Source organism: Stenotrophomonas sp. Sm2128, from assembly GCF_030985535.1.
Lineage (GTDB): Bacteria > Pseudomonadota > Gammaproteobacteria > Xanthomonadales > Xanthomonadaceae > Stenotrophomonas > Stenotrophomonas maltophilia.
Map to the genome: position 1 here is coordinate 1 of NZ_JAPTFQ010000093.1, position 17,101 is coordinate 17,101.

General features: G+C 67.8%; 20 protein-coding genes. 9 read left to right on the forward strand and 11 right to left on the reverse strand.

Annotation, left to right across the window (positions count from 1 at the left end; all coding sequences use genetic code 11):
• Positions 1–101: 101 nt before the first annotated feature.
• Together O0K41_RS19730 and O0K41_RS19735 are read right to left on the reverse strand one after the other, a co-directional pair.
• On the reverse strand, positions 102–695 hold the full coding sequence (locus O0K41_RS19730; protein ID WP_005410571.1) for a mechanosensitive ion channel family protein: 594 nt from the start codon (positions 693–695) through the stop codon (positions 102–104).
• A 36-nt stretch (positions 696–731) separates the two neighbouring features.
• Complete coding sequence (locus tag O0K41_RS19735) at positions 732–911, reverse strand: hypothetical protein (RefSeq protein WP_005410570.1); 180 nt, start codon at positions 909–911, stop codon at positions 732–734.
• Between the two features lie 126 nt (positions 912–1,037).
• Here O0K41_RS19735 and O0K41_RS19740 point away from each other — a divergent pair, with 126 nt between their 5' ends.
• From O0K41_RS19740 to O0K41_RS19750, 3 genes are read left to right on the forward strand one after another with little or no spacing between them, the layout of a single operon-like run.
• The gene (locus O0K41_RS19740) at positions 1,038–1,616 is read left to right on the forward strand and encodes a sigma-70 family RNA polymerase sigma factor (protein WP_005414221.1); all 579 of its coding nucleotides are present in this window, start codon (positions 1,038–1,040) and stop codon (positions 1,614–1,616) included.
• Positions 1,613–2,146 (forward strand): hypothetical protein, encoded by a 534-nt coding sequence (locus tag O0K41_RS19745; RefSeq protein WP_049451001.1) that lies wholly within the window; start codon positions 1,613–1,615, stop codon positions 2,144–2,146. Before O0K41_RS19740 ends, O0K41_RS19745 begins: the two co-directional genes overlap by 4 nt.
• Before the next feature lie 10 nt (positions 2,147–2,156).
• Positions 2,157–3,038, forward strand: coding sequence for a DUF4097 family beta strand repeat-containing protein (locus O0K41_RS19750; RefSeq protein WP_005414223.1), 882 nt, complete (start codon positions 2,157–2,159; stop codon positions 3,036–3,038).
• 49 nt (positions 3,039–3,087) lie between these two features.
• On the opposite strand, the gene O0K41_RS19755 is transcribed toward O0K41_RS19750, so the two are convergent.
• From O0K41_RS19755 to O0K41_RS19765, 3 genes are all read right to left on the reverse strand, one after another.
• Entirely contained in the window at positions 3,088–3,270 is a 183-nt protein-coding gene (locus tag O0K41_RS19755) for a hypothetical protein (protein ID WP_005410566.1), read from the reverse strand.
• A gap of 11 nt (positions 3,271–3,281) precedes the next feature.
• Complete coding sequence (locus O0K41_RS19760; protein ID WP_053462562.1) at positions 3,282–3,575, reverse strand: YkgJ family cysteine cluster protein; 294 nt, start codon at positions 3,573–3,575, stop codon at positions 3,282–3,284.
• 229 nt (positions 3,576–3,804) lie between these two features.
• Entirely contained in the window at positions 3,805–5,166 is a 1,362-nt protein-coding gene (locus O0K41_RS19765; protein ID WP_012480950.1) for an Hsp70 family protein, read from the reverse strand.
• Positions 5,167–5,348: 182 nt separating this feature from the next.
• On the opposite strand from O0K41_RS19765, the gene O0K41_RS19770 reads away from it, so the two are divergent.
• Positions 5,349–5,684, forward strand: coding sequence for a zinc ribbon domain-containing protein YjdM (locus tag O0K41_RS19770; protein ID WP_049451003.1), 336 nt, complete (start codon positions 5,349–5,351; stop codon positions 5,682–5,684).
• A gap of 6 nt (positions 5,685–5,690) precedes the next feature.
• On the opposite strand, the gene O0K41_RS19775 is transcribed toward O0K41_RS19770, so the two are convergent.
• The gene (locus tag O0K41_RS19775) at positions 5,691–6,842 is read right to left on the reverse strand and encodes a transglutaminase-like domain-containing protein (RefSeq protein WP_164223281.1); all 1,152 of its coding nucleotides are present in this window, start codon (positions 6,840–6,842) and stop codon (positions 5,691–5,693) included.
• A 240-nt stretch (positions 6,843–7,082) separates the two neighbouring features.
• Here O0K41_RS19775 and O0K41_RS19780 point away from each other — a divergent pair, with 240 nt between their 5' ends.
• From O0K41_RS19780 to O0K41_RS19795, 4 genes are all read left to right on the forward strand, one after another.
• The gene (locus O0K41_RS19780; protein ID WP_164223278.1) at positions 7,083–7,685 is read left to right on the forward strand and encodes a hypothetical protein; all 603 of its coding nucleotides are present in this window, start codon (positions 7,083–7,085) and stop codon (positions 7,683–7,685) included.
• Between the two features lie 50 nt (positions 7,686–7,735).
• Entirely contained in the window at positions 7,736–7,909 is a 174-nt protein-coding gene (locus O0K41_RS19785) for an oxidoreductase-like domain-containing protein (RefSeq protein WP_050550426.1), read from the forward strand.
• Positions 7,906–8,523 carry a DUF998 domain-containing protein gene (locus O0K41_RS19790; RefSeq protein WP_099530202.1) on the forward strand — a complete coding sequence of 206 codons (618 nt, stop codon included), beginning with the start codon at positions 7,906–7,908 and terminating at the stop codon, positions 8,521–8,523. The genes O0K41_RS19785 and O0K41_RS19790 overlap by 4 nt, the downstream gene beginning before the upstream one ends.
• Before the next feature lie 78 nt (positions 8,524–8,601).
• Entirely contained in the window at positions 8,602–9,948 is a 1,347-nt protein-coding gene (locus O0K41_RS19795; protein ID WP_171039710.1) for an AcvB/VirJ family lysyl-phosphatidylglycerol hydrolase, read from the forward strand.
• Positions 9,949–10,046: 98 nt separating this feature from the next.
• Here O0K41_RS19795 and mprF read toward each other — a convergent pair whose 3' ends face one another.
• Entirely contained in the window at positions 10,047–12,611 is a 2,565-nt protein-coding gene (gene mprF / locus O0K41_RS19800; protein ID WP_005414230.1) for a bifunctional lysylphosphatidylglycerol flippase/synthetase MprF, read from the reverse strand.
• Between the two features lie 192 nt (positions 12,612–12,803).
• Between mprF and O0K41_RS19805 the strand changes: the two genes are divergently transcribed.
• Complete coding sequence (locus O0K41_RS19805) at positions 12,804–13,151, forward strand: RidA family protein (RefSeq protein WP_005410556.1); 348 nt, start codon at positions 12,804–12,806, stop codon at positions 13,149–13,151.
• 148 nt (positions 13,152–13,299) lie between these two features.
• Here the strand turns inward: O0K41_RS19805 and rnfB are convergent, their stop codons facing one another.
• From rnfB to O0K41_RS19825, 4 genes are all read right to left on the reverse strand, one after another.
• Positions 13,300–13,713, reverse strand: coding sequence for an Rnf electron transport complex subunit RnfB (rnfB, locus tag O0K41_RS19810; protein WP_012480943.1), 414 nt, complete (start codon positions 13,711–13,713; stop codon positions 13,300–13,302).
• 24 nt (positions 13,714–13,737) lie between these two features.
• The gene (locus O0K41_RS19815; RefSeq protein WP_005414141.1) at positions 13,738–14,328 is read right to left on the reverse strand and encodes an HAD family hydrolase; all 591 of its coding nucleotides are present in this window, start codon (positions 14,326–14,328) and stop codon (positions 13,738–13,740) included.
• 78 nt (positions 14,329–14,406) lie between these two features.
• Positions 14,407–16,473 carry a methionine--tRNA ligase gene (gene metG / locus O0K41_RS19820; protein WP_049402327.1) on the reverse strand — a complete coding sequence of 689 codons (2,067 nt, stop codon included), beginning with the start codon at positions 16,471–16,473 and terminating at the stop codon, positions 14,407–14,409.
• A gap of 102 nt (positions 16,474–16,575) precedes the next feature.
• Entirely contained in the window at positions 16,576–17,019 is a 444-nt protein-coding gene (locus tag O0K41_RS19825) for a DUF2147 domain-containing protein (protein ID WP_005410552.1), read from the reverse strand.
• Positions 17,020–17,101 lie beyond the last annotated feature (82 nt).

Genomic DNA, 17,101 nt, shown 5'->3' on the forward strand with positions numbered 1-17,101 from the left:
CCACCCACACCGCCCCGCCATCCCACGGAATGCCGCTCTTGATCTTGCTTCGGCTTCGGCCTCTGCAGGTGCAGGGCGCAGCCCTGCAAAGGAAGACCCCCTCAGCCGTCGCCCTGGATGCCGCCGGGGGCCTGTGCCGGGTCGCGCCAGCGCCGCACCGTGCGCTGGAAGAACAGGTTGTTCGGCAGCTGCAGCACCGTGCCCTCGTGGCCGTCGCCGGTTTCCTGCAGCGTGGTGTAGATCAGGTTCACGTCGATCACCCGGCCCTTCAGGCCCGGTTTCTCGCCGTTCTCCAGCACCTCGATGTAGTCATGCAGGCGGAACGGGCGCGTGGTGAAGATCAGCAGCGTGCAGAAGATGTTGGAGAGCACGCTCCAGGCCGCGAAGAAGGCCACCGCACCCACCGCCGCGAAGCCGGTGAACGCGGTCCACAATACCGACGGCGATGCGCCGAGCAGGCTGAGGATGTACAGCACTGCGCTGAAATAGACCACGAAACTGGTGATCCGGCGCGCGCCCATCACCATTTCCGGTGGCAGCGTGTAGTGCTCGGCGAAGCGGCGGATCAAGCGCCGTGCCAGCACCCGCAGCAGCCACGCGGCCAGCAGGGTGAGCAGGATCTTCACGGCGATACCCGCGTCGTGGAGCCAAGGGTAGGTCCAGGCCGGCAGGTGATCCTTCAGCGACAACATCATGGGGGCGACGACGGGTGGCAATAACGGCCCTCGATGTTACCCGGCGCGTGCGGGGGATTCGACCGCCGGGGTCCAGGCCAGGCAGACCAGCTCCTGGCGGTGCTGCTGCAGGCAGGCGCGGCCGTTGTCGGGGCGCAGCTGCAGTGACAGGCCCAGCGCCTGCAGCAGGACGCAGGCAGCGATCACCAGCAGGGCGGCGCAGGAAGGGCTGGACATGGCAGGACTCCCGGACGGCAGATTCGCGAAGGACCTTCCATGGATGCAGCAGCCGTCGAAAAGGTTGCATGGCATCGGCCGTCGATCGGCTCTAAACCTTTTCCCGGGTCGCCGCATCCAAGCGATATGCTCGACACCACCATGCCCGCGCTGCCTGCCGCCAACGACGCCGTCGACGAACCCGCCCTGGTGCGGGCGGCGGCCGCCGGCGACACCGCTGCCTACGAACTGCTGTACCGGCGTCACGCGCCGCGTGTATTCGCTGTCCTGTGGCGGTTGTGTGGCGGCCAGCAGGCACGTGCCGAGGATGCGTTGCAGGAGGCCTTCCTGCAGGCCTGGAAAGCCCTGCCAGGGTTCCGTTTCGAGAGCAGCCTGTCCACCTGGCTGCATCGGCTGGGGGTCAACGCCGCACTGATGGAACTGCGCGGTCGCGCCGCAGGGCAGGATCACGACAGCCTGGAGGATGTCGATGGCGGCCTGCAGGAACTGGCGGTGCATGACCGTTGCGCGGGTACCGAGCGTGACCTGGAGCGCGCATTGTCGACACTGCCACCACGGGCGCGTGCGGTACTGGTGCTGCACGATATCGAAGGCTGGAAACACCAGGAAATCGCCGAGCAGCTGCAGATGGCAGTCGGCAGTTCCAAGGCACAGCTGCATCGTGCGCGCGGCCTGTTGCGCGCACGGCTGGGAGACATGACATGAGTACACACGAACACGATTCCGATCACGACCTGCTGGCCCGGCTGCGCGCGCTGCCGAACGAGCGCGATGTACCCGCCGATGGCTGGGCACGCCTGTCCGCCCGGCTGCCGCCGCGTGAATCGCAGGCAGCACCCGCGCCAACGGACAACGTGGTGGTCCTGCCGGTGCGTTCGCGGCGCCGCTGGTGGTTGCCGGCCGGCGCTGCCCTGGCTGCCAGCCTGGCACTGTATGCGGTGGCGCCGTGGCGGCATGCGCAGCCGGATATGCCGGCGCCGTCCGCCCTGCAGCTGCAGGCCGCGGCGATGACCGAGCAGTACCAGCAGGCCGTGGCCGCGCTGCCCGATGGACGGGCGCCGGAATGGCAGCCGGCCCTGCATGAATTGGATGAAAGCGCGGCGCAGATCCGTGCCGCCCTGGCGCAGGACCCGCGTGCGCCGCACCTGCTTGGCCAGCTCAAGCGCACCTATGCGCTGCGGCTGGAACTGACCCGGCAGGCGGCCTATGCCGCCGAGTCCGGCTTGACGACCTGAGGAGACCCCCATGACCCGAACCCTGATTTCCTGTTGCGTCGCGCTGCTGTTGGCCCCTGCCGTGGCGCTGGCCGACACCCGCATCGACGAGCGCCACACCTTGGCTGCGGGGGGGCGCATCGAGCTGAGCAACGTGGCCGGCAAGGTGACCGTGCGTGGCTGGGACCGCAATGACGTGCAGCTCACCGGCACGCTCAGCGACGGCCTGCAGTTGCGCCAGGAAAAAAGCGCCAACCGTGTGCGCTGGGAGATCGAATATCCGCGCCGCAGCAACAACGGCGGTGCAACGCTGGTGCTGAACGTGCCGCGATCGGTGGAGCTGCTGCTGAGCACGGTCAGCGCCAGCCAGGACATCAGTGGTATCGATGTGCGACGGCTGCAGGCCGACACGGTCAGCGGCAGCCTGAGCGCGGCTGGCCGCAGTGGCGACAGCAAGCTCAACACGGTCAGTGGCAGCGTCAGCGCACGCCTGCAGACGCCGAAGCTGGATGTGAACACCGTCAGTGGCCGCATCGAGGCCGGCGGTGGCGTGTCCGGTGATATCGGTGCGCAGACGGTGTCCGGACGGGTCGAGGTCGACGCCGGGCGCGTGCAGCGACTGGCGGTGGAAACCGTCTCTGGCAGCATCGATCTGGCAGCGGCCGGGCTGGCGCCCGGTGGCCGCATCAATGTCGAATCGGTCAGTGCCTCGGTCACGCTGAGCCTGCCACGCACGGTGTCGGCACAGCTGTCGGTGAACAGCTTCAGCGGCTCGATCAACAGCGACGCCGGTCAGGTGGAGCGGCCGCGCTATGGGCCGGGCAGCCATCTCGATACGCGTCTGGGGGGCGGCGATGGAGACATCCGCATCCAGTCGCATTCGGGCAGTGTGCGGGTACGCCTGGATCGCTGAGCACGGTCCGGCAGGCCGCGGCGGCAGCGCCGCCGCGGTCGGTACTGGGTCAGCTGGCTTTCTTCAGCGCCCAGGTGGTGCCGAGGACTTCGATCTTGCCACCGGCCTTGCGGAACGCTGCCAGGTCCGAAGCGATCGAATCGCTGCTGACTACGGTGCTGGCGGCCGCGCCCTTGCGTTCGCTGCGGATGCTGTTGCTGGCCTTCGCGGGGGTCTTTGCCTTGCGGGGCATGGTTGCTCCTGTCAGGTGGAAGGGGAGGAAAGCGCCCAGGCGTCGGCCTGGCGCAGGTAGTCCTGCCGCTCGCGGCGGCAGTCATCGCCGCCCATCGAAAACTGGCGGCAGATCGCCGGGCGCTGCGAATAGATCGTGCAGCGCAGGTGATAGGGATCGATCGCCGCGCACCAGCCTTCCTCGTTGCGCGCCATCACGGCACGGCCGTGGGTGTCGCGTGACAGGAACTGGCCAGGCACGTGGTCGCCGGGCTGCAGCAGCACGGGCAGCCGGCAACAGACCGCGTCACAACGGCGGCAGTCGATGGGTGCAGGTGCTGCGTCAGGTTGTAAGGCCACAGGGGCCTGGCGGGTGCCCAAAGCGGGTCTCGATGGCGGCTCAGTTGCTGCGCGGACCATGAACGAGCCAGGAAGGCATGGCCGCTAGGCCCGCAGGGCGGGCCAGGCTGCACCGTGGACACACACCGGCGTGGCCGGTGGAAGGTGCAGCAGGGTTCTAGCCGACCAAGAGTAACTTAGACCGCGTAACGTTTTGTTAATCCTGGCTGGCTGCCGCCAACGCCAGGCCCTGGACCACGCCCAGCGAGGGCTCGCCGTGGACCATGCGGGCCCCCGGGAAGGCCTCGGCCACGGCCTGGCGCAGGTAGCCGGCACGGGACATGCCGCCGGTCAGGAACACCGCATCCGGGTCGCCCCCGATGTCGCTGCGGACCTGGGCCAGCAGTTCCCGGATCTGCTCCAGGTAGCCGTGGGCGGCGGCGGCCAGGCCATCGGCGCTGCTGTCGGCATGCAGGTCGCGGGCGATGTAGTCCAGCGTGCTGCGGTGCTCGCTGGCGGCGCTGAGGGCGATCTTGGCGCGTTCGACATCGCGGTACAGGCGGGCGGTATTGCCGGTGTCCTGCAGGGCCTGCAGGCGCCCGCCCCACGGCTCGTCGACGTGATCGTATTTGTGCTGGCGGAAGTCGCGCTGGCGCGTCATGTCCTGCACGGTGGCTGCTTCCACATAGTGGTGGGCGGGCACGCGGGTGATGCCGCGGCCGAACAGCGGCATGTAGCTGGACAGGCTCAGCGCCAGATCAATGTCGGTACCGCCGCGGGCGATACCCCACGCGCGGTGGATACGCGGGGCGTCGTCGCCACCGACTTCGGCATGCGCGATATCGGTGGTACCGCCGCCGATGTCGACGATCACCGCCTGGTGCCGCTCGCGGCTTTCGGCGTGGTAGTGCATGGCCGCCGCGGCGGGTTCTTCGAGGAAGTCGATCTGGTCGAAGCCGGCCTGGGTGGCGGCCTCGCGCAGGATATCCAGTGCCTGGTCATTGCCGGCCGCGCCGATCGAGCTGCGGAACTGCACCGGGCGGCCGAGCAGAGCGGCACGCAGCGGCTGGCCAAGCTGGGCGCTGGCGGTCAGGCGGATGTGCTCGAGGATGTGCGCGGCGATGCCGGTGATGGTCTGCTTCGCGCGTGGGTGCAGGTTGTAGCCCAGCATCGACTTCGGGCTCTGTACCAGGTTGCCTTCGTGTTCCTCGAAATAGGCTTCCAGCGCGTCGTCGCCGTAGACCGCGTTCTGCAGCAGGTCGCTGGCGCTGCGTTCCTTGCCGGCGCGGGCCTCCATCCATTCACGGCGCAGGGCCCGCAGGGCTTCACGGCGCAGCGCCTGCGGCGTGCGTTCCTGGCCGGCGGCACGGGCTGCACGCGCGGCGCTATCGATCATCTGCTGCAGCTGGTGTTCCTGGCCGTCGTCGAGCTGGAAGTCGTCCGGGTCGGGCACCACGCCGGGGAAGTACACGCTGGTGCGGAACTGTTCGGCGTCACCGAAACGGATCGGCAGCAGTTTCCCCTCATGCACGATGGCGGCGGCGGAGTTGCTGGTACCGAAGTCGATGCCGAGGCGCATGGGGAGTTCCGGGGGCGGTCAGGGGCCGCGCACTCTGCTGCAGTTCGCCGCCGACTGCAAGTTCCAGCGTCACGGCTGCTCCAGCCGTGGTCATGGCGGCGGCCGGGCACCTGCCAGGGAGCCGGGGTCCCGGACCGGGCGGTTACAATGGCGGCTGTTGATTCACTTTGAGGTACTTGCCGATGTCGTCTGTTCCCGCCTGCCCGCAGTGCACCCTGGAAAACACCTATGCCGATGGCGCGCTGTGGATCTGCGCCGATTGCGGTTTCGAATGGACCGCCGAGGAAAGTGCCGGTTCGGCCCTGGTCGTGCGTGACAGCAACGGCAATACCCTGCAGGCCGGCGACACCGTCACCGTGATCAAGGACCTGAAGGTGAAGGGGTCTTCGATCCCGCTGAAGCAGGGCACCGTGATCCGCAACATCCGCCTGGTCGAAGATGATGCCGAGCACATCGAAGGCAACTCGGACAAGATCAAGGGCCTGGTCCTGAAGACCTGCTTCCTCAAGAAGGCCTGATCGGTCTCAGCGCCTGGCCTGCTGCTGCGCGCGCCAGCGGGCCAGGCTGTCGAGCTTGGCCTGGTAGCGTGCCTGTTCCGTTGCACCACCCAGAAGCTGCGCGCGGGTCAGTTCACGGTCGGCGCGTTCAAGCTGCCCGGACAGGAAATACACGCGCGCCAGCCCGAAGTGGAACTGGTGCGCGGTGTCATACAGGCGCACGGCCTGCCGGTAATAGCGGATGGCTTCGGCCAGCTTTCCGGCCTGCTCGGCCTGCGTGCCCAGCATGTACTGCGCAAACGGGTCCTCACGCTGCACCGACTTCAAGCGTCGCTCCAGGGCCTTGGCCTGCGCATCCAGCCCAAGCTGCCGATACAGCGCGCTGGCATTGGTCAGCGCCGCATCCTGGCGACCGTCCAGGCGCAGGGCGCGGTCCAGTGCCTGCCGCGCCGCATCGGTGTTGCCCTCACGGTTGTCGAGCACACCCAGGTTGTTCCAGACCGAGGGGAACGCGCGATCCTGCACGACCGAGGCATCGAAGAACGCGCGGGCGCCGACGAGGTCTCCTTCGGCCATGCGGTCGGCACCTCGATTGTTGTAGAAATGCGCCAGTGCACGCGCGCGGTTGACCGGCTGCGGGCCGTGGCGGTCGTAGAGTACGTTGCGATCGAGGTCGACCGTGGCGTAACGCCCCGCGATCTCCACGCCCGCGTTGACGTGGCCCACACTGTAGACCACGCCGGCGTCCTGGTCCTGGTACCAGGACACGACCTGGCCGACTTCCTGAACGCGGGCCTGGATGCCAGCCTCGCGCGCCAGTGCCACGAACATCAGCGTAAAGGCGAGGCAGTTGGCGCGGCGCTGCTGCCAGACTTCGTCCACGGTGTAGGTCGCGTTCGCGTCGTACTGCAGGTCCAGCCCCTGGCGGCCGAAGATCATTTCCACCAGTGCCTGCAGCCGCTGCTCGCGCGATGAACTGCGGTCGATCACCTGCGCCTGCAGCATCGCGCGCATTGCGGGAGGAATCGCGAAGACCTGTTCCGGTGAGGGGACCTCCACCGGGGTGACGCTGCCGATGGGCGGGAGTGCATCGGTGCGCGGGTGATCCTGTGCGCAGAGCGGCGCGGCCATCAAAGCGGCCAGGACCACGACGAAGATGCGGGCGGCAGGGCGGTACATGACAGTTCCCGGCAGCGGCGGGCGCTCCCGCCTGCAGCGAGTGTAGACCCGGCGGCGCCGCGCTGCAGTGACCGTTGGTCGGCGCGTGGCCGGTACGGCGTTTCATCCACAACCGATGTGGACCAGCGCTCGACAAAGCTGTGGACAACCGCGTCCAGGCCTCACCGGGCAAGCGTTGTGAGTATGTGGTGAAAAAACCATCAGCTTGCCGCGGGGCTGCGCAGGCGGGATGATCCGGGTATGGATTTCTCTCCGCTGACGCTGGCTCCTGCGCAGTGGCAGGCGCTGCAGGACAGCTACGCAACGCCGCCCCGCGCCTACCACCACTTCGGACACGTACGCGCGGTGCTGCAGCACTGCCAGGATGTGGCTGACGGCCCGGGCTGGCAGAGGCCCGCCGAGGTGTACCTGGCCGTGCTCTACCACGACGCGATCTATGTGGCGGGCCGCAAGGACAACGAAGCGCGTTCGGCGGCGCTGGCCCTGCAGGCAATCGCACGGGCCCCGGAACTGGCCGGCGTCGACGCCGCGCGGGTCGAGCAGTTGATCCTGCTGACAGCCCGCCATGGCGATCTGGGCCCGGACGACGTTGATGCCGAGGCCGCGCTGTTCCTGGACTGCGACATGGCGATCCTGGCCGCGCCCGAGCCGGTGTTCGCCGCCTACGATCGTGGCGTGGCCGAAGAGTACAAAGGGGTCGTGCCGGGCTTCCTGTACCGCGCCGGGCGTCGCCGTTTCCTGCAGGGGCTGCTGCGGGCGCCGCGCATCTTCCTCAGTGAATTCTTCCACCAGCGTCTGGATGCGGCGGCTCGGGAAAACCTGCGTCGACAGCTGGGTGGTTGAGCCGGCCCGGTACACTGGTGGCCTGTTTCCGATGATTGTTGTTTCCGACCGTGTCCGTCCCTGATCCCGACCCCCGCCCGCTGCCCCCCGAAGAGCCCGGTCCCAACGAGTGCTGTGGCAGCGGCTGTCCGCTGTGCGTGCTGGATCTGTATGCCGATGAGCTGCAGCGCTATCGCAAGGCGCTGGCCGAGTGGAAGACGCGGCATCCGGAGGCAACGCCATGAGCCGTGCGCGTCCGGCGGCGGTGCTGGCACTGGTGGCGCTGCTGCTGTTCGTGACCACCGCGCTGTGGACCCAGGTCGCGCGCAGTGATCTGGACTGGGTGCGGGCAACCTTGAGCCTGTACCTGCACGGGCCGTGGGGCCTGGCATTGCGCGCTGCCTACTGCCTGCTGGCGCTGGCCATTGCGGCGCTTGGCATTGCGCTGTATCGCGGCAGCATCGGGCCGCGCCGCAGTGCGGCGGCGCCGCTGTTGTTCACTGTCTCTGCGCTGGGGCTGGCGACGGTCGCCATCGGTGACAGCTGGCTGCCTGAAGCGACCCCGCTGCTTGCACCGTTCATCCATGGACTGGCAGCCAACACCGCGTTCCTGTGTGCCAGCGTCGGCATGCTGCTGCAGGCCTGGTACCTGCGCCGCGAACCGGGTTGGCAGTCCGCCGCGGGCCTGCTCTGGGGCTGGGCATGGCTGGCCTTCGTGCTGCTGTGGCTGCATGTGCTGTGGCGTGGTGGACCACCGCGTGGGCTGGGACAGAAAGTGGTGATCGCGGTGATCGTTGGCTGGCTGCTGTATCTGGCGATGGCCCTGTACCGGCGCAGCCGTCGGGCCGCAGCCCACTGAATCCCCAACGGCCTGCGCCGGTACGTGCCGTGCACGCGGCGGCGGCGTATCGTGTGCGCATTCCATCGGGGATGCGACATGAAGCGTGCAGGGCTGGGCAGGGCAATGGGTGTGGTTCTGGCGTTGGCAGCACTGCCGGCAATGGCGGCGGCCAACGTGCAGCAGTTCAGCCACGGGCGGTTCGAGCAGATTCCGGTGCACATGCCGGCTGGCACGCCGCAGCGTGTGGTGATCTGGTTCCATGAACCCACCTCCGGTGGTGATACCAGCCGCCTTCCGATCGAGGCCCTGCGTGCCGATGGCGCGATGGTGGCTGCCGTGGACATCGCGCATCTGCGCAGCGTCCTCAAGCGCGAGGGGAATCCGACCTGTTCGTTCGGTTCCGGCGACGTCGAGAACTTCTCGCGCTGGTTGCAGGCCTCCCTGCACCTGCCTGGCTACCACCTGCCGCTGGTCGGTGGTGATGGTGAAGGCGCCGAGATGGCCTACACGCTGGCCGCACAGGCCGACACCCAAGTGTTCGCCGGCCTGCTGACCACTGGCTTCTGCCCGGATCGCAGCCACGAGCGCATGGTCTGCGGCGATGGCGTGAAGCACAACAAGCTGCAGCCTGCCGAGTTGAATTCCCCGTGGCTGAGCGCCGCCGGCGACCATGGCTGCAAGGTTGGCGAGGCCAGCCGCTTCGTGCAGCAGGTGGCGATGGCACGCGAGTTCAAGCGCACCGCGCGCGGTGATGCTTCACCCGGCCTGGTGGCGGCGGCGCGGGTGATCGGCGCGCAGGCCGGCGTCAGCCTGGCACCGCCACCAGCCGCGCTGAAGGGCCTGCCGATAGTAGAAGTACCGGCGACTGGCAGCGGCGACACGCTGGCCGTGTTCGTTTCCGGCGATGGCGGCTGGGCCGGCTTGGACAAGGACGTGGCATCGTCGCTCAACGAGCATGGCGTGGCCGTGGTCGGCATCGACTCACTGCGCTACTTCTGGAGCGAACGCACGCCGAAGGGATTTGCCACTGACCTGCAGAAGATCATCGATCACTACCGCCAGCAGTGGCATCGCGACAAGGTGATGCTGATCGGTTTCTCGCAGGGTGCCGACGTGCTGCCGGCCACCATCAACCAGCTTGATGCCGGCACCCGTGAGGCGCTGGACCGTATCGTGCTGCTGTCGGTGGGCAGGAAGGCTGACTTCGAATTCCATGTCAGCAACTGGCTGGGCGGTGGCGGCGATGGTCTGCCGATCGCGCCGGAAGTGGCGAAGCTGCCGGCGGCGAAGACCCTCTGCGTGTATGGCGACAAGGATGACGACGCGCTGTGCCCCGGCCTGCCGGCCAACGACGGCGTGCAGAAGGTGAAGCTGCCGGGCGACCATCACTTCAATGGTGATTACGACCGATTGGCCGAAGTGATCCTCAAGGGCGGGGCGTAGCGCCGGGCCACGCCCGAACGCTGTCGCCGCCGTGTCGACCAAGGTCGACACCTACCGGGTGGCTTGCAGCGCCGGGCCATGCCCGGCGGCTCAGGGCTTCAGTTACGCCGCGGGTCCAGAGAGATCAGGCGCGTGGCATCCAGCAACGCGGCCGGCAGATGCATGCCGCCGGGTGCTGCCAGATAGCGCGGTCGCCACTGCGGGTCGAACTTCGACTTGAAGCGGCGCAGGCCACTGAAGCCATAGAAGCGTTCGCCATGCCGCGCGAGCAGGCCGGCCAGTCGGTTCCAGCGACCAGCAAGGCGATGCTGGGCCAGCCCGGACAGCGGCGCCATGCCCAGCGAGAAGCGCGCATAGCCCTGAGCGCGGCCCCACAGGAACAGCTCGATGAACAGGAAATCCATCGTGCCCTTCGGTGCCTCGTTGACGTGGCGCATGAGGTCCACCGACAGCTCGGCACCGGCCGGTGCCTGCCACAGGTTGGCGAATGCCACGATCTGGCCCTCGGCTTCGACCAGTGCCACCGGGAAGCGCGCCAGGTAATCCGGATCGTAGCTGCCCAGCGAGAAACCCTTCTCGTCGCCGGCCTTGTCTTCCAGCCACGCGTTGGAGATCGCGTGCAGGCGGGGAAGCAGGCTGGGAATCTCTTCCACCGGTGCCACGCGGAACGAAAGGCCCCCGCGCTTGCCACGGTTCCAGGCCTGGCGCAGATCGGCGCGTTCGCGGCCTTCCAGGCCGAAGTCGTGCAATGGCACGATCGCTTCCTCGCCCAGCTTGACCAGGCCCAGGCCCAGGTCGAGATAGGTCTGCCAGTAGGTCTCGCCCACCTGGTAGAACACCGGGCGCAGGCCGAGCCGGTCAGCTTCCTCGCGGAAGCGCCATATCAGCGCACGCGCCACATCAGGCGGGCCGACCGGATCGCCCATCGCGATCAGCGAACCGCCGTAGCGCTGCATCATCACGAAGCCCTGTTTCGCATCATCGCGCAGCACCGCCTTGTCGGCGGTCAGTACCAGGCAGGCCTGGGTATCGGTGGCACCGGCCAGTACCGGCGCCAATGATTGCAGCGTGGCCTCGTCGGCGGCTGGCAGCGGGCTGCGCGTACTGTGCAGCAGCCGCGCCAGGCCGAACATCACCAGCGCGATCGCCACCACCAGCAGCGCACGCAGCGCACGCGGTGCGTTGCCGGATATCGCAAACTGCCACCACAGTTCGTTCTGGTACTCGACATGGCTGTAGGTGAAGAACAACAGCCAGGTGACCGCCACCAGTACCAGGCCGAGGTTGCGCAGCCATGGCCACGACCATGCTTCATCGAGCAGTGCGCCCTGGCGGTAGAACTCGCGGCGTGCGGCCCACAGCGCCATCGCCACCAGCAGGGCGGAGACCGCGATCAACGGTTGGCCACCGCGCAGCCACAGTGGCAACGGGGTGATCACGCACACGGCCATCGCCAGCATCCATGCGGCATGGCTGCGCCGGGCCAGGCCCTGGCCGATCAGCAGCAGGGCGACGCCGCTGAGGCTGCCGATCAGATGGGACGTTTCCAGGATCGGCAGTGATGCGTTGACCAGGTGACGGCGCGGCGTGGGCAACGTGCCGTCGATGACCAGCGCAGCACCGATGCTGAACACCGCCAGCGCGATGATCTGCGGCAACCATGGGCGCAGCGCGTTCCAGCCGGCACGGGTCGCCCCGGCACTGGCCTGCAGCGGCTGGCGCAGCGCGGGTGCAAGCGCGAGCAGGGTGGCCAGCAGCAGGGGAAGCACGTAGTAGGTGACGCGGTAGATCAACGCCGCCGCCAGCACCGCAGCCGGTGCCACCTGTGGCAGCAGCTTCAGCAGGCTCCATTCGAACACGCCGAGGCCGGCGGGCACGGTCGAAACCAGGCCGGCCAGCACCGCGACCAGGTACAGGCCGACGAAGCCGGGCAGGCCGGTCGGCGTCGAGTCCGGAAGCAGCACATAGAACGCGGCACTGGCCAGCACCAGCTCGATCACGCTGAGCACGGTCACGCCGATCATCGTGCGCCGGTCGGGCAGCCACAGCGCATGGCCGAACACGCTGAACTGGCGTCCATCGCGGCCGACCAGCAGCAGGGTGGCCGCATAGGCCAGCAGCGCGACGATGCCGACCACGCGCACCGCATCCGGGTCCAGCGGCAGGGCAAGCGCCGCTGCCGCCGGTTCCATGCACAGCGCCACGCTGATCAGCAGCCACGCACCGAACACGAAGCCGAGCGTGCTCATCAGCACGACCTGGCCGATCTGCGCCAGGTCGAGGCCGGCGGTACGGTAGCCGCGCAGGCGCACCGCACCGCCGGTGAGCGCGGCAAAGCCCACGGTCTGGCCGAGCGTGTGTGCCAGGAACGCGGTGATGCCGATGCGCGCCGGATGCACGCGGATGCCGCTGCGGCGCAGGCCGATGGCATCAAAGCCGATCAGGCAGGCATAGCTGGCCAGGCCCAGCACGACAGTAAGCGCGATCTGCGTGCCACTGAGCTGGTGGAAGGCATGGCGGATGGCGCGGTAGCCGTTCTCATCGAACTCGTTGGCCAGGCCGTGCAGCGCCAACGCAAGGATCAGCAGCGGGATGACGATGGTGAGGACCCGCTTCCATGCCGGGGTGGAGGGAGCGGTGGCGGGGTCGGTGGTTTCGGTCATCGGCGCAAGGGTGCGTCAGGGAGGGCGAGGGCGGTGTCAATGCAGCCGTGGCGCATCGTGCGCCTGTCGCTGGCATTTGACCAGCGTCGCTGTCGGAAGCCGGTAGTGACCGTGTGTGGAAGGCTGCCCTGCACCCATCGTTGACCGGTTTGGAGGACAATGCAGGCCTGATCACCCGCAGGAGCCACGCCCATGATGGAGCGTTACGACGTTGGACCGCGCATGTCCGAAATGACCGTGTACAACAAGGTCGCCTATCTCTCCGGCCAGATTCCGGAAGACACCAGCCAGGACATCACCGGGCAGACCCGGCAGGTGCTGGCCGAGATCGACAAGCTGCTGGCGCTGGTGGCCAGTGATCGCCAGCACGTGCTGCGCGCCGAAGTGTTCCTGGCCGACATGGCCGACTTCGATGGCATGAACAAGGCATGGGATGAGTGGGTGGTGGAAGGTGCGACCCCGGCGCGCGCCACGGTCGAGGCCAAACTGGCCCACGCCGACTGGAAGGTCGAGATCGTGGTGACGGCGGCAGTGCCGTAACGGCAAGGTCACCTCCCAGCAGTGGAGGGGGGGTAGAGTCGACTGTTAGTCGACTGTCGCGCGCAGCGCGGGGTTTTGCGCCGCCGGAACGAAGAGCAGTCGACTAACAGTCGACTCTACCCCGCCGCTCCGCCGGTTGGTCCGGTGGCTACGCTGGCACCAGCTCGATGCAGTCCACCGGGCACGGCGGGATGCACAGCTCACAGCCGGTGCACAGATCGGCGATCACCGTGTGCATGTACTTGGCGCCGCCGACGATGGCGTCCACCGGGCAGGCCTGGATGCACTTGGTGCAGCCGATGCAGTCGGCTTCCACGATCAACGCCACCTGCGGCGCCTTGTGCTCGCCGCGCGAACGATCAAAAGGAATCGCCGGTACGCGCAGAACCTGGGCCAGCGCGCGTGCACCGGCATCGCCACCGGGTGGGCAGCGGTCGACGCCTGCCTCGCCGCGCGCCATCGCCTGCGCGTACGGTCGGCAACCGTCGTAGCCGCATTGCCCGCATTGGGTCTGCGGCAACAGGCGGTCGAGGCGTTCGGTCAGGGGTGGGATCAGGCTCATGCGTGGCGAAGGCTGCGCGTCGGGTTACTTCAGGGGTTTGCCGCGGAACCAGCGCTCGTGGGCCAGCGCCAGCATCGGCTTGTCTTCGGAACTGTCACCGTAGGCATGGATGCGCACGTAACGCGACAGATCGAACTGGCGACGGATGTGCTCGACCTTGCGCGGGCCACAGTCGCCACCGGCGTAACGGCCGGTCAGGCGTCCGTCCTGACATTCCAGCCGGTTGCAGATCAACTGCAGGCCCAGCTGCTCGCACCACGGCCGCAGGTACAGGTCCAGCGAGCCGGACACGATCACCACGGTGTGCTGCTGTTCCTTGTGCCAGCGGATCTGCTCCAGCATTTCCGGGCGCACCACGTCGGGCAGGAACTCACGCGAGAAGCCGGCGGCCAGGGTGGCGATGTCGTCACTGTGGCGGTCGCTGAAGGTCAGGCGGGTGACGCGCGCGCGGATGCGTTCGGCCGAGATCAGCTTCAGCTTGTACGCGAGCAGCCACGGGCCGACCTTCCACCACGCCTGCGCCAGCTGTTCGGCGGTGGCCACGCGGCGCAGGAAACGGCCATAGGTATCGCAGGTGGTCACGGTGTGGTCGAAGTCGAACAGCGCCAGTTCCATTCCGTTGCCTCCCATCGCGTTGCCTCCGCTGGCCAATGCTGCCGGCGGGCGCGGCCGAGGCCACGCCCGCTGCGGGCATCAGCGGACCGGCATTCCCGGCTGCGCGCCGCTGTCGGCGTCCAGCAACGCCAGCGCACCGCCGTCGAAGCCGGCCGACAGGATCATGCCTTCGCTCAGGCCGAAGCGCATCTTGCGCGGGGCCAGGTTGGCGATGAACACCACGCTGCGGCCGACCAGCTTCTCCGGCTCGCCGTAGCTGCCACGGATACCGGAGAAGATCTGGCGCTTGCCCAGTTCACCTGCATCCAGCTCGAAGCGCAGCAGCTTGTCCGATCCTTCCACGAACTCGCAGACCAGCACCTTGCCGATGCGCAGGTCGAGCTTGGCGAAATCGTCGATGCCGATGTAGGCCGGCGCGTCGGCGCTCTTTGCTTCGTCCTTGGCCGGGGCCGGGGCGGCCGGCTTGGCGGCGGGGGCAGCGGCAGCCGCCGGCTGCAGGGTGTCCTTGGAGGCGTCGATCATGGCGTCAATCTTCTTCGGGTCGATACGGGTGAACAGCGGGGTGTAGTCGGTGATGCGGTGGCCCAGCAGCGGCTGTGCCAGTTCGGTCCAGTCGTTCACCGGCGCGGCCAGGAAGGCTTCGGCCTGCGCGGCGGTGGCCGGCAGCACCGGCTTCAGGGCGGTGACCAGTACGCGGAACAGGTTCAGGCCCTGGCTGCACACGGCTTGCAGCTGCGCGTCGGCGCCTTCCTGCTTGGCGATGACCCACGGCTTGACGTCGTCGATGTAGCGGTTGGCTTCGTCGGCCAGGGCCATGGTCAGGCGGATCGCCGCGGCCGGGTCGTTGCGCTCGTAGGCTTCACGGATCGGCGCCAGGCCGTCGACGAAGCGCTGGTACTGCGCTGCATCGGGCAGCTGCGCGGCCAGCTGGCCGTCGAAACGCTTGCTGATGAAGCCGGCGCAGCGGCTGGCCAGGTTGACGAACTTGCCGACCAGGTCGGCGTTGACGCGGGCGATGAAGTCACCCAGGTTCAGGTCGAGATCGTCGACGCCACCGCCGGACTTGGCGGCGTAGTAGTAGCGCAGCGCTTCCGGCTCCAGGCCGGCATCGAGGAAGGTACGCGCCATCACGAAGGTGCCGCGCGACTTGCTCATCTTGGCACCGTCCACGGTCAGGTAGCCGTTGACGTGCAGGCGGGTCGGCGCGCGGTGGCCGGTACCGTGCAGCACCGCCGGCCAGAACAGGCCGTGGAAGTTGACGATGTCCTTGCCGATGAAGTGGTGCAGCTCGGTGCTGGTACCGGCGCGCAGGTGCGCTTCGAAGTCTTCGCCGATCCTGCCGCACAGGGTCTGGAAGCTGGACAGGTAGCCGATCGGTGCATCCAGCCAGACGTAGAAGTACTTGCCCGGTTGGCCGGGAATCTGGAAGCCGAAGTACGGCGCATCGCGCGAGATGTCCCACGCGCGCAGGCCACCTTCGGCATTGAGCCACTCACCCAGCTTGGCCTTCACGCCCGGCAGGGCGACGTCGCCGGCCAGCCATTCGCGCAGGAACGCGTCGAAGTGGCCCACCTCGAAGAAGAAGTGCTCCGAATCGCGCATTTCCGGCGTGGCACCGGAGATGACCGAACGCGGTTCCTTCAGGTCGGTCGGCGCATAGGTAGCGCCGCACACTTCGCAGTTGTCGCCGTATTGGTCGGGGCTGCCGCAGTTCGGGCAGATGCCCTTGACGTAGCGGTCGGGCAGGAACATGCCCTTGGCCGGGTCGTAGAACTGCGCCACCGAACGGCGGCTGATGTGGCCGGCCGCTTCCAGCTTCAGGTAGAACTGCTCGGTCAGCGCCTTGTTAGCCGCCGAATTGGTCGAGTCGTAGTGGTCGAAGGCCACGCCGAAGGCGGCGAAGTCACGTTCGTGGCTGGCCTGGATGTTGGCGATGAAGGTTTCCGGGGTGACCCCGGCCTTTTCCGCGGCCAGCATGATCGGCGTGCCATGGGTATCGTCGGCGCAGACAAACCAGGCCTTGCCGCCACTCATTCGCCGCGCACGCACCCAGATGTCGGCCTGGATGTAGCCGACCAGGTGGCCCAGGTGCAGCGGGCCGTTGGCGTAGGGCAGGGCGGTGGTGACGAGCGCGGTACGGGTCATGGTCGCGGGGTGAAGCCGAGGGGAACCGCAGAGTATCGCATGCCCGCAACGAGGTGACCCGGCCGAGGCCGGGTCACGGGGATGAAGCGGGGGCCGGGGCGCTTATTCGCGCTGCCAGGTCTGCGCGCGGCAGATGAAGGCGATGCAGCCGGACACGTCCAGCCGGGTGCCGCCGGGCTGCAGTTCCATCTTCGACTTGTAGGTCTTGCCGTTGGCCGGGTCGAGGATGGTGCCACCGGACCACTTGTTGGCGCCGTCGGCCTTCAGGTTCCAGAGGATGGTCATGCCCTTCACCGGCTTGTTCCTGTTGGCGCCTTCACAGCCGTCACAGACCGGGTTGGGGCCCTTGTCCGAGTGCAGGATGTCGACCACCTTGCCGGTCAGGGTGCCGTTGGCGGCCTGGGTGATCTCGACGATCGACTTCACCTTGCCGGTCTTGTCGTCGATGGTCTTCCAGCGGCCGGCGGCGCCGTCGGCGGCCTGCGCCGAGAGCGCGGCCAGGCACAGCGGCAGTGCCAGCAGCAGGGTCTTGAAGGTCTTGCGCATGGTCCCCTCCCAGGGTTCATTCCGGCACGATGCCGGTACGGGTCGACTGTATACCCATTCGGCGGGGTATGGGGAAGGGGGG

Bases quoted from the DNA above. Each gene is read 5' to 3' on its own strand.
- metG (WP_049402327.1), bottom strand. From the start codon at position 16,473: ATGACCCGTACCGCGCTCGTCACCACCGCCCTGCCCTACGCCAACGGC.
- O0K41_RS19755 (WP_005410566.1), bottom strand. From the start codon at position 3,270: ATGCCCCGCAAGGCAAAGACCCCCGCGAAGGCCAGCAACAGCATCCGC.
- O0K41_RS19745 (WP_049451001.1), top strand. From the start codon at position 1,613: ATGAGTACACACGAACACGATTCCGATCACGACCTGCTGGCCCGGCTG.
- O0K41_RS19765 (WP_012480950.1), bottom strand. From the start codon at position 5,166: ATGCGCCTCGGCATCGACTTCGGTACCAGCAACTCCGCCGCCGCCATC.
- rnfB (WP_012480943.1), bottom strand. From the start codon at position 13,713: ATGAGCCTGATCCCACCCCTGACCGAACGCCTCGACCGCCTGTTGCCG.
- O0K41_RS19730 (WP_005410571.1), bottom strand. From the start codon at position 695: ATGATGTTGTCGCTGAAGGATCACCTGCCGGCCTGGACCTACCCTTGG.
- O0K41_RS19815 (WP_005414141.1), bottom strand. From the start codon at position 14,328: ATGGAACTGGCGCTGTTCGACTTCGACCACACCGTGACCACCTGCGAT.
- O0K41_RS19780 (WP_164223278.1), top strand. From the start codon at position 7,083: ATGGATTTCTCTCCGCTGACGCTGGCTCCTGCGCAGTGGCAGGCGCTG.
- O0K41_RS19790 (WP_099530202.1), top strand. From the start codon at position 7,906: ATGAGCCGTGCGCGTCCGGCGGCGGTGCTGGCACTGGTGGCGCTGCTG.
- O0K41_RS19750 (WP_005414223.1), top strand. From the start codon at position 2,157: ATGACCCGAACCCTGATTTCCTGTTGCGTCGCGCTGCTGTTGGCCCCT.
- O0K41_RS19775 (WP_164223281.1), bottom strand. From the start codon at position 6,842: ATGTACCGCCCTGCCGCCCGCATCTTCGTCGTGGTCCTGGCCGCTTTG.
- O0K41_RS19795 (WP_171039710.1), top strand. From the start codon at position 8,602: ATGAAGCGTGCAGGGCTGGGCAGGGCAATGGGTGTGGTTCTGGCGTTG.
- O0K41_RS19740 (WP_005414221.1), top strand. From the start codon at position 1,038: ATGCTCGACACCACCATGCCCGCGCTGCCTGCCGCCAACGACGCCGTC.
- mprF (WP_005414230.1), bottom strand. From the start codon at position 12,611: ATGACCGAAACCACCGACCCCGCCACCGCTCCCTCCACCCCGGCATGG.
- O0K41_RS19735 (WP_005410570.1), bottom strand. From the start codon at position 911: ATGTCCAGCCCTTCCTGCGCCGCCCTGCTGGTGATCGCTGCCTGCGTC.
- O0K41_RS19805 (WP_005410556.1), top strand. From the start codon at position 12,804: ATGATGGAGCGTTACGACGTTGGACCGCGCATGTCCGAAATGACCGTG.
- O0K41_RS19825 (WP_005410552.1), bottom strand. From the start codon at position 17,019: ATGCGCAAGACCTTCAAGACCCTGCTGCTGGCACTGCCGCTGTGCCTG.
- O0K41_RS19770 (WP_049451003.1), top strand. From the start codon at position 5,349: ATGTCGTCTGTTCCCGCCTGCCCGCAGTGCACCCTGGAAAACACCTAT.